Here is a 14,167-nt window from a genome sequence, read left to right as displayed (position 1 = left end):
GCCAGGTAGGAGCTGACCGCTGGCCGATGGACAGTGACAGGGGTGGTGACGACAAACTGCGGCGCCGCTACGACATGTCGCCTCCGCCCGCGAGGGCCGAACTCCAATTTGGCAAGGGCTTCCCATTCTGGTCGGCGCCGCACGCTGAACATAATGTGTCGGCTGTGCGGCACGAACCGGAAGGAAACGAATGAAGCGAATTAGCCGAACACTCGGGCAGCTGCTGGCGGTCCTGACTATCATCGCTACCGGCTCGTTGACGGCGGCTGCGCCGGCAAGCGCGAGTCCGGGAGACGGCCCGGTCTGCATTCTGCTTCAGAACACCTGGCTGCGCGACGGGCCTTGGAATAACGTAATTCTCACCCTGCATGCCGGGCGTGGGTTCCGGATTCACGCCCGTTCCTGGGACGGCAATTGGGGGGACCCCTGGCTCTACGGCCACGGCGCCGAGGCGCCGGACCTGGACGGCTGGATCCCGGCGTGGCAATGCCAATGAGATGACATAGCCGACACCCGGTGTGGCTGCGAAAGTCGCGCGGCCACACCGGGTGTCGCGCGCCGATGCCAGCGAGCTGGCCCACTTCTTGTGCGCGATCGAGATACTTGTAGAGCGATCCCATAACCTGTGGACAGTGTCCTTGCGGTAGGCGACTCCGTGTCTGGCGCGAAGGTAGCCGTTCCGCCGGAGTTGCGGGTGGTCAGGCTCCAGATACGCGAGGTGCCGACAGCGGCACCCGACAGTCGGGCGGTGAGCTGCCCCGGGTCGGCGTCGATCGCCTGGACATCGACCTTTCCTAGGAGGAGCTCAAGTCTCCCGCGAGTCACACCGACCCCGGTCGAATGCGCACATGGGCTGGTCAGACATTCGCCTGGAGGATGACCGATGACCTGACCCTGCCGTCGTGTTCCAGTTGCAGGTGCCCGACATGCCGGCCCGGGTTGGTACCGGTATAGGTCACCGAGATGGTCAGCACGGTGCCTGGAGCGAGCGTCGCCGGCAATGGCGGGAAACCGCTGTAGGAGAAGGCGCTGTCGGTGACACCGACCTTCGTCAGCGACACCGGATCGGTGCCGTCGGAGGTGATCGTGAGCTCGCCCGCGGGCGGCAACCCGGAATCGAGGTTCAGAAGCTCGATCGGGTTCAGGCTCAGGTGCGGCCCGCTCGCGCGACCCACCACCGTGAGCTGGGCTCGCGGGCGCAACGGGTCGTCGGTGAGGATCTCCAGCTGTGACTCAACCGGTGTGCCGGGCTTCGGCGGCGCGAGGAAGTTGGTATCGATGGCGATCTCACCGCCGGGCGCGACAACGGCCGGAAGGACCGTGAGGTTGGGAAACCCGAACGCGCCCTGGTTGTAGGTGTTGACACCGGTGACGGATAGCGGGGCATCGCCAACGTTCCTGACCCAGAAGGTGCGGACAGCTGTGGTGCCCGAGGGGGACTCGCCGAAGTCGAGCCGGATCAGCTCAACCGCCAACAGGCCTACGGGCGTGGTCAGGGTCGGGCCGCGATCCACCGGGTCGAGCCGGATGGGCGAGGCTAGGCGAGGCGGCAGCGGCGTGTCGGAGAGGAAGACCACGGGCGCGATTGCGGTCGCGCTGAGCGTCATCTGGCCGTGCTGCCGGAACGGGTGTGGGGTATCGGTTTCGCTACTGATATCCACGGACAGGGTCGCCGTCAGCCTGCCGCGTTGCGTCGGAGTGCAGGCAATGTGAACGGAGGTGCTGGCACCGGGGCCTAGGCGGTATGCGGGGGAGACCGGGATACCGAATTGTCCTTCCGGTACCGAATCGATGATTTTCAAGTCAACGATGGAAAGGTCGCGCGTGCCGATGTTGGTCAGCGTCACGTTGGTCCCGGCCGGCTGCCCGACCCGGACGCGTCCAATGTCGACGCTGCCCGGACTGATCTCCAGCCGGCCGTGCCGGCCTAGCGGCGTCACGGAGGTGACCAGCGGTACCGAGAATTGGGACACGGTCGGGTCGTCACAGGTCACCGAGACGCTGCCGGTGACCGGCCCGGGCGAGACCGGACTTGTCTGCACATCGATTCGCATCAACGTGCTTGTCTGGACAGACAGGGGCAGAGCACGGTTCACCGCGAACATCGGGCGGCTACCGGTGTCCTGGCTGCTGGTAATTGCCAGCCCGGTGACCTGAACCGGTCGCCCGGATCGGTTGAAGAGCATCACCTGGCTCACGCTCGATGAGCCCTCCACTTGAGGCGTGGGCTCCCAGCGGTCTACGGCATTGCCCGCGCTGTCAGACAGGAAAAGCCCGCCGAGCCAGTGAGGTGAGCCGCCATCGGGAATCTGGTTCAGCCCGCCCGGCGGCACGATCGCCACCGCCTGCCCGCCCATTCCGCTTGCCGTTACCGTGGCGGGTGTGGACCGGTATCGCATTCCATTGCGGACAATCCAGATGTCGCTTGGAGTCCCTTGCTCGGCCATCAGGTGGCTGCCCCTTGGGACACGCTGTAGCCCTATCATGGTGCCGTGCGGCACCGCCGTCACCGGTGTATGTGTTGTTGTGGCTTCGGTTTCGCCCAGTGCCTGGAACACGGCACCGCGCACGATCCAGTAGACCCGGTCGTTCCCGGCGTCGACAAGCGCGCCGGTGTCGGGTGCATACGTGTCCGGATCGGAGACAGCCTCCGCGACAAGTATTTCCACCCCATTGCTGCTCGAAACCGCAAGGCGCGACCACACCGAGGACCTTCCAAATGGCGGAAGGCTGCGCAGCTGACGCGACCAGCCTGTCCACCATCGCCGAGCCTGCGGATGCTGAGGAAGGCCCCGGTTCGCCCGCATGGCTAGCAGCTCGCGGATGAGCCATCGGTAAGTTCGCATTGTCGCAACGGAATCGCGGATTCCACCCGCCTGGTAGAAGGAGGTGTTCTCCTCGATGTAGCGATCCAACGGGTAACCCCGCATGCGGAACGTGGTGATCAGATCCGAGAATCGCCGGAAATCGGCGCGGTCGGCATCGGATGCCGGCTGCATCTCGTCACACGCGCGCATCCAGCCGTACTCGGAACTGATTTCAACGAGCGTGGGGTTCATCGTGAAAGAGGAGTGCACGTTGAACGTCGGCGCGATCACAGTACAGGTGATGCCCTTCGCCCGTGCCGCCACGATGTCGCTGTCGGTCACCTCGTTGAGCGCGATTTCGGTGAGGGCCCGCAAACCGACCGCGGCAAGACCCGCACTGGACATGTCGTCAACGGCCGGCAGTTCAAGCGGTGAACAGCAAATGCCGACGATGTCGGTGACACCACTTTGGACGGCGATTTCCATCGGGACCAGCTCACGCAGCCCGCCGTCGACATAGCGCTCGGCACCGAACACGATCGGGTCGAAGAACGCGGGGATGGCGGCCGAAGCGAGGACCCCCTGCCGCGGATCGACCCTGACCATCAGGCGCAGACCCTGGATCTGAGCGCGCAACGCATCGAGCAGATAGGTGGCGCGCTCGGTATTGCGAGCGATGTCGCGCAGCACCGCGACTCGCTGCGCGTTCGTCGTGGAGCTAGCCCGGTAAGTTGCCCGTCCGGCCGTAATCGCGGCGATCGCGGCGAGGTATCGCGTCAGCACACCATTGATCTGAGCCGCGCGGGCGGCCGGGATAGCGGCGAGGTTCTCATCCAGTGCTCTAGTGATGTCAGCGGTCGTCAGCGCCGAAAGCACGGGGGTGACCCCATCGCGCTCGGTGAGGTTCCCCATGCCGTCGATGTAGCGCAGCCGTCCGCTTTCCAGCGCCACCGCGGCCAAATACAGGGGCGTTCCGGTGGCGAGATCCTCCGGTTTGAGGTGGGTCCGGTCGTTCAAGAGGGCTTTGATCGGGTCCAGATTGAATATCGAATTCTGGGTGAGCACGGCCATCACCGTGCCTTTGAGCTGCTGCAGCTTGTCGGCGGCAACAGGACCGGAGAAGGTGCTGATGATCGGCGTCGCTAGCAACGCGCCCTGCTTGTCTATCTCTGCGCCCACCGTCGCGCTCAGTGGCGGATCCCCGGTCGGTTCCGCGTTCATCGACTCTGCCAGATCCTCAATCAACGTACCCTTGAACGCCGGCTGGACAGCGAAAAAACCCGTCGCCATGATCCCGTTCCACAACACCTCCAGCGCCCGCAGCGCGGCAATCCCCGAATCAGGATTGCCGGCCGCGACCGACGCCAGGATCGCCGTCGGATTGTTGACAACCGGCGGTCTCGCAGTTGCCAGCTTGATCCCGTTCACGCTGCCCACAGACGTGCCCGAGATGAAATCCGGGCGGAATCCGTAAGCGTCATAGATCGCGGCCAACGCGCCCAACTGAAACGAACCGCGTGCGCCGCCGCCGCTAAGCGCCAAAGCTCGAAATGCCATGGTCGACACGCCCCTCTCGTCATCGAGTAGCGCCAACGGTAGATTCGCCCGCGACGGTGGCGAATGAGGCAGCTGCCCCCAATCTGGCCCGATCTCGGCGGGACACCGGTCCCTTCCCACTCCGGGACCCTCTGGCCATCTACATTGGACTGATATCGGCCGTACCAAGACCCACCGAGCCCCGGAGCTTCGAAGCACCCCTACCGAGCTCGACCGGTCTGCGGCACTGCGAAGGTAGTCGGTCAGCGCTTCGATAACCGCTTGGCCTAGCTCGATCTCCCGCCGGGTCCGGACGACGACCGCCGCGTTCCAGCGTTGTTCGCGTGGCTCAAGGTTGGCACCTGCTCGGCTCGTACTGCAGGTACAGCGCCGAGATCTCTGGCTGGGTCAGGACCTGTTGATAGACCAGTACGTCGTCGATCGCACCCCTGAGGTTGCCGAGCTGCGACACTCCAATATGGAGTGAACCGTTCTCGGTTGCTGCCGCTGAACTGAGCACCGTGTTGGTGCCGCTGACTGTTCCGTCGACGAACAGCTGCATCTGTCCGGTCTCCATGCTCCAGGTGGCGACCAGGTGGGTCCATGCGCCAGCCTCCGCCTTCTGTTCGGAGGTCGCCACCACCTGCTGGGTGCCGCTGCCGTTCAGAACGGCGAAGATCCAGCGATGGTCGTCGCCGGTGCCGCGTTTGAGCCTCAAGTAGAACGGGCTGATGCTTGTGCCGTCGGCGGCCAGCACCACCTGGTCGCTGTCGGTGTCGGCGAGTTGGACCCAGACCGACAGGCTGTAGGAGCGGTCGGTGAACAGCGGTGCTCCGCCGCGGGTGTCGATGAGCTGGGTGCCGGTCAGGCTGATCGCCTTGTTGGCCTGGCATTTGCGGTCGGTGGCCCACAGCAGTGCCACGGTGGCGTCGTTGCGTGCGGCGGCGTCGCGGTGAAACCAGCTGTCGTCGCCGGTGTGCCCGTCAAAACCCCATTGCCCGACCACAGGACTGGCCAGCGCTTTGATCTCGGTGGACGGCAGTGCGCGCTGGTAGACCCGCAGGTCGCTGATGGATCCGTGGAAGTGCTGGCCGGCCCGCGACTCTCCGATGTGGAAGATTCCGGTAGAGGCCCAGGTCTCGCGGTTCCACAGTGGACCCTCGGGTTCGGCCACGCCGTTGACGTAGAGCCGCGGATGTCCAGAGGGGTTGTCCCACACAGCAGCCACATGGTTCCACTGTCCAATAACGACTGGAGTCTGGGAGAACAGCCTTTGCGGGTCGACGCCCGCATCGGTCGTGTCGGCCAGCGGGACGGCCAGATAGTACCTGCCATCGGTGTGCCCGAAGGTGAAGGCGCTGACGTTGGCGCCGTCCTGACTGGCTATCACTTGATCACCCGTGGTGGAGGCGGGCTTGATCCACACCGATAAGGTGTACGAGACGTTGGTGCGCATGGCGTTTGACTCGGCTGGCGCCGTCGTCGCACCGGAGTCGATCCCGTTGCCTTTAAAGGCTCTCAGGAAGGGCTGGCGGCCCTCATGGCCGAGGGCCCCCGGATCCGCCTGGGCCGGGTGGCGTTGTGGCGAGCTGGACGCATCCGTCGCGATGGTCCCCGCGGGCTCGTCCAGCCGCCAGGCCGCTACCGGATCGGCTGCTGGGCGGCCGGCCGCAAGCACGTCGCGCACCCGGTAATAGGCGGGTTTGGGCACGTACTGGTCGGTGAGCATAGTGGCCGCGCCCGGCGCCGGGATCCACGAGTACCTGTCGGTGAAACCCCAAGCCGTCACCGACACACAGCGCGGCACCGCCAGACACGCCGCGGTCACCCAGCCATAGACGTCGGCTTGGCGGCCAAGGCTGTCGCCGCCGGCGGGTGTCAGCAGCTTCACCCCGAGCTCAGTGATCGCCACCTCCAGACCCAGGTCGGCGAAGCGGCGCAGGCTGTCGGCAAGCCCGGAAAGCCTTGAGGTTTCAAGTTTGTGCGTCTGAAATCCGATGCCGTGGATCGGCACGCCTCGGGCGAGCAGACCCTTGACCAGTTCGTAGAGCCCGCGTGCCTTCGGCGAGTCCGATTCGATGCCGTACTCATTGAGGTAGAGCCTGGCGGTCGGGTTCGCGGCGTGCGCCCAGCGAAACGACTCGTCGATGTAGTCCTCGCCGAGCCTGTCCTTCCAGAAGCCTTGTGAACCACCGCTGCGCAGCGATCCGCTATCGTTGAGCGGTTCGTTGACCACGTCCCAGATCGCCACGTCCGAGCCGAAATGGCTTACGGTCGAAGTGATATGGGTCTGAAGCGCCGCCTCCAGCTGATCACCACTCAGCGCGCTCACCCACGCGGGCAAGGCGGAATGCCATACCAGAGTGTGCCCACGCACCGTCTGCTCGGTCTCGTGTGCGAACTGGACAATCGTGTCTGCGGCGGCGAAATTGAACCTGCCCCGGGCCGGCTCGACGTGATCCCACTTCAGCTCGTTCTCGGCGGTCAGTGTGCTCAATTGCTCGCGAGCCCAGTCACGGTAGTCTTCGTCGCCAACCGCCGGGTCCGGATTCAGCGGAGCGGCTCGCACCGCCGAACCGATTTTGACACCAGCAGCCTGGGCCAGATCCCGCAGACGGCCAGGCGCCGCCGCAGCCGGATTGGTGGCCGGAACGACAATCGCAGATCCCAGAAGCGCAAAAAGCACGCCAACTCTCCAGAGATACATGTCCCTGCTTGCACCAATCCGCTCAGGCCATGGGCATTCAACCATCGGCAGGTCTTGATCTGGAAAACGTACCGCCGGTTATCAAATCGTGCAAGACAAACGGAATACTCCTTACCGGCGCACCTACCTACTTGGAGGTCAGCTGCCGCTCCCTGCCGATCAAGGCGGCCCTAAACCAGATGTGCAGACTGATCATCGCCAAGCACGCCAATCCCCGCCAGGGCACGCTCGGGATACTCGCGGCGCTGCCCCGGCTATGGGTCCACATGGCCCGACCCCAGGTCAGCTGTTCCGTTGAGGATTGATCGGCCGTCTCATTTAGATGTGACCTCGAACGAGTCCACCAAGGCCCCTATCTGAAATATCGAGTGCAGGGCCTCGGTAAGACTGGTGCTGTGCGCGTTCCTTCGGCTGGGCACCCAAATCCCGGATCTGGTTTCACTGCAGGCCCGACCGTTCTTATCCCCGAATGGGGTATCCGTGTACCTAGAATTGGACCGATCCGTCGCCGTTGACGGTCACAACCAGAGAGGTCCACTATGACTTCCATATCAGATATGCCCGGCGAAAAGCTTGCCGACCTGTTGATGCGGGGGGCGTCCGGGATTTTTCTTTACGAGGCTGCAGTTCTTCTCCTCAGACGCCACGGTCTCTGGCTGGAGCATCCAGGGTTTCGGCGCTTTATTGTTGTGGAACCGGACGGCCAGAAGGCTTCTGTGGATCTTAAAGCTGCGATGCCGGCGCTCGACTCGGGATCACTCACAGCGGATACCGGCGACTGGCTTACCGACGATGAGGCTGCGAAGATTCTGCGTATAGTGGCCAGCCTCTCGGGCACATATCCGGTGTTACTGCGCGAGGTGGTCGAAGGGATCGACCGGGAAAATATTAAGTACGTGGCTGAAGCCATAATGTATGCAGACGGCTTTTTATCGTCACAAGCGGATCCGCGCTAGATCCTTAATTCGGCACGTCACGATAGAGCAGGGTTGCGGTGAGGGACGCGCCGATTCAGAAACCTTGGGATCACCAGGATGATCCCTATGAATGCCTCGCCGCTATGGCCGCAGCTGGATCGCTTGACGAAGCCTGTCGTGTTCGGCTGCGGTCCCGATCTGAGGGCGATGATGCGGGTTGTCCACGTACTGACGGATCGTCTCAGCGAGGAACCGGTTGTCGACGAGGCTGGAAAACGTCCGATAAAAGTGGGGCGCCCGGACAGTAATGATCGTGATCGGATGTTTGGCCTTGTGAGGTTGCAGCGGTCCGTTCGGTGCGAGCTGGTCCCAAGGGATCCTGCGGCAGCCAAGCACGTACGGCAGCTCGATGACTTCCGGGCGGAAGGTGACACGATGTGCGCCGCGATACACGCCAACGGCCGTGGTCGCCCCGGCGATCACCGCGATCACCGCGTAGACGATGGCTTGCCATCCGCGAACGTAGCCCCCTGTCACGCCCAAAGTCGTAGTGCCCACCAAATAGATAGTGATCGCCATGGGGATGTTGGACGAGCGTGCGAGGCATTGCGGTGCGACGAACTTGGATCCCCGCCTGTCGATCTCGACAAGCAACTCAGCGGCATATTCGGCCGGTCCCCGGCTTCGGACCGCCAACACGACCGCCATGGCAAGCACCGCGATCGACATGACGACGGTCACCCACACCGGCCAGGCCACCAAACTCTGCATCAACGCCAGTGCCAGGACCGCTGCCAATGGCAGCATGAGTGCCTTGATCCGGCTGCGCTTTCGGGTACGCAGTGCCGGCAATGACGTGGTCATGTAGCACCTCCCTCTCCGTATTGTCGGCTACCAGCCGGATCCACGCTGCCCCATAGGCATTGGCGGGCACGGAAAGCGAATCATGGCGCGGCGATCCAGATTGGAAGGATCGTCGCTAAGACTTTGTCAGCCCGCAACACGCAGTGGTCATTACCTGGTCTCAATACGGAACCGCCTGCGGACACGGGTGACCCTGAATTGCTGGCGTTGACCTTCGGACATCTGATCATTCCAATGTCGGGCGATTCGCACCTCGGACGCTCCCACCACACGTGGTCTTCGCCCTTACGGCGGGCAATTGTCCGGCCGTGGTTGCGATCTGCGACAAGTCAGGGAACCGTCTGATGAGCGGGATCCATATGAGACAAGGGCCCTGGACCACGATTACAGCCGACCATGCCTAGCGACTCGTCGCGGCGGGACCGCTATCTGAGACCTGCCCTGAGTAGGCCGAAGTTGGCGATGCAGCTAGCCGGTCCGGCCCAGGTGGCGGCCCGCCAACGCAGGCAGGGCCGCCAAATCGGTTGGGCCCCTTGAGGATCAGCCCGATCTGCTCACCGGCAGCCGCACCGACGCTGCAGCAGCAAGCGTGCTGCGGTTCATCGATGCGCTTGTCACCGCAGGCGCCGCAAAGGTTGTTGCGCCCAGGTGTCCCGGCTGTCACCGAGTCGTCGGCCTTCGCCGTCGCATCAACGGGGAAAGGCGTGGCTCAGTTGAATATCGCGATGTCCAGCTCGGTGAGCTGCTGCGGGTCGGCGGTGAGGTTGATGGCGGTGATCCGGCCGTCGGTCACGGTGAAGGAGAGCGCGACACGTACCTTGCCGCGGGGGGCCCATACGGCTCCGACGATGCCGTCGAGCAGCGCGACGCGGGCGTCGGCGGCTTTGCCGTTCCAGTAGTCGGCCAGCGTCGACGCGCCGTGTATCTCGGCGGCCGAGCCCAGCCGCACCGCGGCGGCGTCGGAACGCATCACCACGTCCGGGTCGAGCACGCTCAGCAGCGCCTCGAAGCGGCCCTCGCGGGCGGCTGACAGGAACGCCTCGACGACCTGGCGGCGGCGGGCCTGGTCCTGCACGGCGCTGTCGGGCGCCTGGCCCTGAACCCGGCGGCGGGCGCGGCTGGCCAGCTGCCGGGCGGCGTCGGGCGACTTGCCGATGACGGGCGCCACTTCGTCGAAGGGCACCGCGAACATGTCGTGCAGCACGAACGCCAGCCGTTCGGCGGGGGAGAGGGTGTCCAGCACGACCATCAGGGCCAGCCCCACCGAGTCTGCCAGCAGCGTCTCCTGTTCGGGATTGGTTCCCGCGACCGTGGCAGCGGGTGCGAGGTGGTCGTCGATCTGGTCGTCGAGGAAGTCCTCGCGCCGGGTGCTGCGCGCACGCAGCATGTCCAGGCAGATCCGGCCGACAACGGTGGTCAGCCAGCCGCTGAGGTTGTCGACCTCGGCGGCGTCGGTGCGGCTCAGTCGCAGCCAGGCCTCCTGCACGGCGTCGTCGGCCTCGGCCGACGAGCCGAGCATGCGCAGCGCCACCGCGCGCAGCCGTCCCCGGTCCTGCTCGAAGCGTTCGGCCAGCCCGTCCTGATCCCGCATATCTGTCTTACCTTCCTGAATCATCATCGAATGTGACACAGGCCACATCTGTCACATCTGTCGGAAGCGGCCCGTCATACCGATGACGAACGAGATCGGGCCGATGTGACAGGCCCGGCGAACCCCAAGATCCTAATGGAGGATGCCGTGCAGGCACGCATGAACAACCCCGCAGCTCTGCTCCCCGAGGCCGTGAAGGGAATCAACCTGCTCTACAAGGCCGCGCACTCGGCCGGCCTGGCCAAGTCGACGCTGGAACTAGTCCACCTGCGGGCCAGCCAGATCAACGGCTGCAGCGCCTGCGTCGACTCCGGGGCCCGGTCCATGCGCAAGTCCGGCGAGACCGACGAGCGGCTGTTCACCGTCGCGGCCTGGCGCGAGACCGACTACTTCACCGAGGCCGAACGAGCCGCCCTGGAGCTCGCCGAGGCGGCCACCCGGCTCGCCGACCGGCCGGACCCGGTGCCCGACCATATCTGGGAGGCCGCGGCCAAGCACTTCAGCGAGTCCGAGCTCGCGGCGCTGGTGCTGTGGATCGCGACGACCAACTTCTTCAACCGCATCAACGCCACCACCCGCCAGCCCGCGGGCCAGAACTGGGGCTGACCGGCGCCGGGCCTGCCTGTCAGGGCAGGCGCGGCGCCGGAACCGGGCCGTCGTCGGCAGCCGGCTCGCCGCCAAGCGGGCCAGCGCCGCGGCGGCCGCCTGCACGCGCAGCCGCCGGGCCATGCCCCGGCTGTGTTCGCGATCGCAGGCGCCGCTGACCGCGCCGACGATCACCAGGTATTTTCTGATCAATGCCGGGTGTACTTGTTCTCCTACGCCTATCCCGCCGCCGTCCAGGACGCACTGCAAGACGAAAACGCCATGCTGGACCCGAACTGCGTCGGATGATTCCTATCCGACCGAGTCTGACCCGACCGGGCCACGCCCTCCGATGCCGCCACCCACTTTGAGAAGCGGCGAAGATCAATATGCCCGCGGATCATTGACGCGGGTCGGCGTTGCGGGCACGCAGGCGGATCCCTTGCGTACAACCTGGTTCGGTAGATCAATGTGCGGATCGCGGCCATGAGCGGACGTCCAGGGGGCGGCGATAGCCTCGTCCTGCCGTTCACCGATTATGAACCTCATGAAGGACCAGCAGGCGCCGCAGCCGGCCGAGGGTGAGGCGAAGGTCATCACGCTCTGCGGCTCGACCAAGTTCGAGACTGAGTTCGCGGAGGTCAACCAGCGCCTCACGATGGAAGGTTGCGTCGTGATCAGCCTCGGAATGTTCAGCCTGCCCGATCTGCCGGACTACGACTGGACAGTCGACAGCTCGGACCTGAAGGGGCGGCTTGGCAGCGTACACTTCCAAAAGATTCGCATGGCTGACGAGGTGTACATCGTGGATCCGGGCGGCTACATAGGTGAGTCAACCCAACGGGAGATTGCCTACGCGGAGTCGCTGGGCAAGCCGGTTCGATATCTGAGTCGCGAGCGCTTGACGCGAACAGGAGACGGCCCACGACAGTGAGTCCGTCCGGGCGGTCCGCTCATCGGTAAGACCAGATGCCTAGATCGCTTCGGGTTGATCTCGACAGAGGCCTCTAAACCATTGGCGCCCATGCATTTTGCCTGCAGTACTGGGCATTCGACTGGATGATGGTGGCTTCAAAGAGCGGGATTGTCTGAGCCGCTACTTGTTGGTGCCAGTTGGAGCAGCCGGCGGCGCGTCATCGTGGCTCGGGTTTGCGATCTGCGACAGCGGGTGCGGGTGCGGCTTCAAAGTTGTCTGGCTGGGACCTTAGGGTGGTCGCATGCCCGATTTCACCTGGCTCCCGGCCAATCAAGCAGCGAGAGAGGACGTCGAGGCGGTCTTCGCCACGGGGGCAGCCCACAAGTGCCGTTGCCAAGCGCTGAAGGTGCCCGGCTGGATCTGGCGCGACACCACCCAGGAGCAGAGGGATGCCGCGTTGCTGGAGCAAACCGCCTGCGGCACCGCCGGACCGACCTCTGGGCTGATCGGTTACGTCGACGGCCAGGCGGCCGGCTGGGTCGCGGTCGAGCCGCGGGAGAATTACCCCAGGCTGTGGACCCGCAAGCAGGCGTGGATGCGGATGGACCCCGAGCTGGAGGGCGTCTGGTCTGTCACGTGTTTCGTCGTGCGCAAGGGCCGGCGACAGTCGGGGCTGACCTACGAGCTGGCCGCCGCCACCGTCGAGTACGGCGAGCAGGTCGGCGCCCGCGTCTTGGAGGGCTACCCGATCGAGCCGCCGCCGGGCAAGACCGTGATCTGGGACGAGGCCTCGGTCGGGCTGGTGCAGGTCTTCCTCGCGGCCGGTTACGAGGTAGTGGCCTCGCCCACCCTGCGGCGGCGTGTGGTGCGGCGACGACTGGGCAACCACACATGACTGACAGCTAACCCGCCCCGGTTGCTGCGCGTTGACGGTCAGGCTAGCGGAGAGGTCCTCAACAACGGCATGTCAGTGCATCCGCTGCAGCACCATCGACATTCTTGGACCTTTCCTCAGGCTCGGCAGGCGCCATGCGGGCAAGACCGTCACCGTCATCATCGAAGCGGCTCAGCTCTGGTCCACGCTGTGCGGTCGGTATCCCCTGGGAGTGTCGGACCCGGCCGGTAGCTTGCGGGCATGGCTGATCTGACTGTGATCACAGCACGGCTCGCTTGGGCCGCCGCGCTTGTCGTGCGGGCGCTGTCGCCGCGCGCGACCTCGGCCAACACCTCGGCGGTCTTGCTCACGGTGCACACTGACGCCCTCGATCTGACCGGGACCGATGGTCACGTCACGGTCCGGGTCACCTTGCCCTGCACCGGTTATGAGACCGGGTGCGTGCTGGTATCGCGGCGCAACCTGGCTGCCACCGTCGCGGCGCTGGATGCGGCCGAGATCCGGTTGACCGCTGAAGGCTCCCGGCTGGCCATCCGCACGCCCAACGCGCGGTTCGCCTTGCCCCTGCTGGACCAATCTGCCTTGCCTGCTTTGGACGATCTGCCTGCCACCGCTGGCACCATCGACGGCAAGAACCTGCACGCAACCGCCATCGCGGTCGCCGGCGCCGCTGCCCAAAGCGATGCCCTGCCTATCTTTACCGGGGTCCGGTTGCGTGGCCGCAACGAAGGTCTGTCCATGGTCGCCACCGACCGGTTCCGGATGGCGGCCGCGGCACCGCCCTGGTCGCCCACCGGTGAGATTGATGTGCTGGTACCGGCCGGCTTCCTGGCTGACACGGTCAAGCTGGCCGGCGCTACCGCTGTGGTCACCCTGCATGCCGATGCGCACCAGTTTGCTATCGCGTGGCCCGGCGTGAGCGTGCGATGCGCCGCGCTGGCCCAGCCCTACCCCGACGAGCAGGTGCAGCAATTGTTCCTAGCCGAGCCCGAGGCCACCGCGACGATCGACGCCCGATCACTGGCCGCGGCCGTTGCCCGCGCGACGCTTTACAGCGGATCGCAGGGCCGGGTGTCCCTGCACCTGGGCGATGGGATCGTGGTGATACGTGGCGGCGACGAGCAAGCCGGAGAATCAGAGGAAACGATCAAGGCTACCGTCCGCGGTGGACATTGCACCGCCACCTACAACGCCGGATATCTTGCCGACGCTCTGCAAGGCTTCACCAGCAGCGCCGTAACGATGCAAATTCAGGCGGGCATACGCCCCACCGTGTTCAGCGACCCCAGCGGTGATGACCCAACACGCCTGCGCTACCTAATCGTCCCGCTGCGGCTGCCTTGAGGACT

At 65.0% G+C, this 14,167-nt stretch carries 12 protein-coding genes; 8 read left to right on the top strand and 4 right to left on the bottom strand.

The window, feature by feature from the left end:
- Window positions 1–190 precede the first annotated feature (190 nt).
- Entirely contained in the window at window positions 191–496 is a 306-nt protein-coding gene (locus tag Rhe02_RS32445; RefSeq protein ID WP_203912243.1) for a hypothetical protein, read from the top strand.
- A 361-nt stretch (window positions 497–857) separates the two neighbouring features.
- On the opposite strand, the gene Rhe02_RS32440 is transcribed toward Rhe02_RS32445, so the two are convergent.
- A complete protein-coding gene (locus Rhe02_RS32440; protein WP_203912242.1) occupies window positions 858–4,364 on the bottom strand; it encodes a choice-of-anchor D domain-containing protein in 3,507 nt (1,168 codons plus the stop codon).
- A 328-nt stretch (window positions 4,365–4,692) separates the two neighbouring features.
- Window positions 4,693–7,029, bottom strand: coding sequence for an endo-1,4-beta-xylanase (locus tag Rhe02_RS32435; protein WP_203912241.1), 2,337 nt, complete (start codon window positions 7,027–7,029; stop codon window positions 4,693–4,695).
- Between the two features lie 560 nt (window positions 7,030–7,589).
- Between Rhe02_RS32435 and Rhe02_RS32430 the strand changes: the two genes are divergently transcribed.
- Window positions 7,590–8,006 (top strand): hypothetical protein, encoded by a 417-nt coding sequence (locus Rhe02_RS32430; RefSeq protein WP_203912240.1) that lies wholly within the window; start codon window positions 7,590–7,592, stop codon window positions 8,004–8,006.
- A 102-nt stretch (window positions 8,007–8,108) separates the two neighbouring features.
- Here the strand turns inward: Rhe02_RS32430 and Rhe02_RS32425 are convergent, their stop codons facing one another.
- Window positions 8,109–8,696 (bottom strand): hypothetical protein, encoded by a 588-nt coding sequence (locus Rhe02_RS32425; RefSeq protein ID WP_203912239.1) that lies wholly within the window; start codon window positions 8,694–8,696, stop codon window positions 8,109–8,111.
- Here Rhe02_RS32425 and Rhe02_RS32420 point away from each other — a divergent pair.
- A complete protein-coding gene (locus Rhe02_RS32420) occupies window positions 8,695–8,835 on the top strand; it encodes a hypothetical protein (protein WP_203912238.1) in 141 nt (46 codons plus the stop codon). The two genes, Rhe02_RS32425 and Rhe02_RS32420, sit on opposite strands and share 2 nt — an antisense overlap.
- Before the next feature lie 705 nt (window positions 8,836–9,540).
- Here the strand turns inward: Rhe02_RS32420 and Rhe02_RS32415 are convergent.
- A complete protein-coding gene (locus tag Rhe02_RS32415; protein WP_203912237.1) occupies window positions 9,541–10,422 on the bottom strand; it encodes a sigma-70 family RNA polymerase sigma factor in 882 nt (293 codons plus the stop codon).
- Between the two features lie 147 nt (window positions 10,423–10,569).
- On the opposite strand from Rhe02_RS32415, the gene Rhe02_RS32410 reads away from it, so the two are divergent.
- The 5 genes from Rhe02_RS32410 to dnaN all read left to right on the top strand — a co-directional run bounded on the left by Rhe02_RS32410 (window position 10,570) and on the right by dnaN (window position 14,162).
- Window positions 10,570–11,028 carry a carboxymuconolactone decarboxylase family protein gene (locus Rhe02_RS32410; RefSeq protein ID WP_373320737.1) on the top strand — a complete coding sequence of 153 codons (459 nt, stop codon included), beginning with the start codon at window positions 10,570–10,572 and terminating at the stop codon, window positions 11,026–11,028.
- Between the two features lie 132 nt (window positions 11,029–11,160).
- On the top strand, window positions 11,161–11,316 hold the full coding sequence (locus Rhe02_RS32405; protein ID WP_203912236.1) for a hypothetical protein: 156 nt from the start codon (window positions 11,161–11,163) through the stop codon (window positions 11,314–11,316).
- A 238-nt stretch (window positions 11,317–11,554) separates the two neighbouring features.
- A complete protein-coding gene (locus Rhe02_RS32400) occupies window positions 11,555–11,941 on the top strand; it encodes a hypothetical protein (protein WP_203912235.1) in 387 nt (128 codons plus the stop codon).
- Between the two features lie 283 nt (window positions 11,942–12,224).
- Window positions 12,225–12,818, top strand: coding sequence for a GNAT family N-acetyltransferase (locus Rhe02_RS32395; protein WP_203912234.1), 594 nt, complete (start codon window positions 12,225–12,227; stop codon window positions 12,816–12,818).
- A 240-nt stretch (window positions 12,819–13,058) separates the two neighbouring features.
- On the top strand, window positions 13,059–14,162 hold the full coding sequence (gene dnaN, locus Rhe02_RS32390) for a DNA polymerase III subunit beta (RefSeq protein WP_203912233.1): 1,104 nt from the start codon (window positions 13,059–13,061) through the stop codon (window positions 14,160–14,162).
- Window positions 14,163–14,167 lie beyond the last annotated feature (5 nt).

The sequence above is a fragment of the Rhizocola hellebori genome (genome assembly GCF_016862955.1).
Classification (GTDB): Bacteria; Actinomycetota; Actinomycetes; order Mycobacteriales; family Micromonosporaceae; genus Rhizocola; species Rhizocola hellebori.
The sequence above is the reverse complement of the archived record's forward strand: the minus strand, read 5'-3'. Positions and strand labels throughout refer to the sequence as shown.

Bases quoted from the DNA above. Each gene is read 5' to 3' on its own strand.
- Rhe02_RS32420 (WP_203912238.1), top strand. From the start codon at position 8,695: ATGACGACGGTCACCCACACCGGCCAGGCCACCAAACTCTGCATCAAC.
- dnaN (WP_203912233.1), top strand. From the start codon at position 13,059: ATGGCTGATCTGACTGTGATCACAGCACGGCTCGCTTGGGCCGCCGCG.
- Rhe02_RS32440 (WP_203912242.1), bottom strand. From the start codon at position 4,364: ATGGCATTTCGAGCTTTGGCGCTTAGCGGCGGCGGCGCACGCGGTTCG.
- Rhe02_RS32400 (WP_203912235.1), top strand. From the start codon at position 11,555: ATGAAGGACCAGCAGGCGCCGCAGCCGGCCGAGGGTGAGGCGAAGGTC.
- Rhe02_RS32425 (WP_203912239.1), bottom strand. From the start codon at position 8,696: ATGTCGATCGCGGTGCTTGCCATGGCGGTCGTGTTGGCGGTCCGAAGC.
- Rhe02_RS32395 (WP_203912234.1), top strand. From the start codon at position 12,225: ATGCCCGATTTCACCTGGCTCCCGGCCAATCAAGCAGCGAGAGAGGAC.
- Rhe02_RS32415 (WP_203912237.1), bottom strand. From the start codon at position 10,422: ATGCGGGATCAGGACGGGCTGGCCGAACGCTTCGAGCAGGACCGGGGA.
- Rhe02_RS32430 (WP_203912240.1), top strand. From the start codon at position 7,590: ATGACTTCCATATCAGATATGCCCGGCGAAAAGCTTGCCGACCTGTTG.
- Rhe02_RS32445 (WP_203912243.1), top strand. From the start codon at position 191: ATGAAGCGAATTAGCCGAACACTCGGGCAGCTGCTGGCGGTCCTGACT.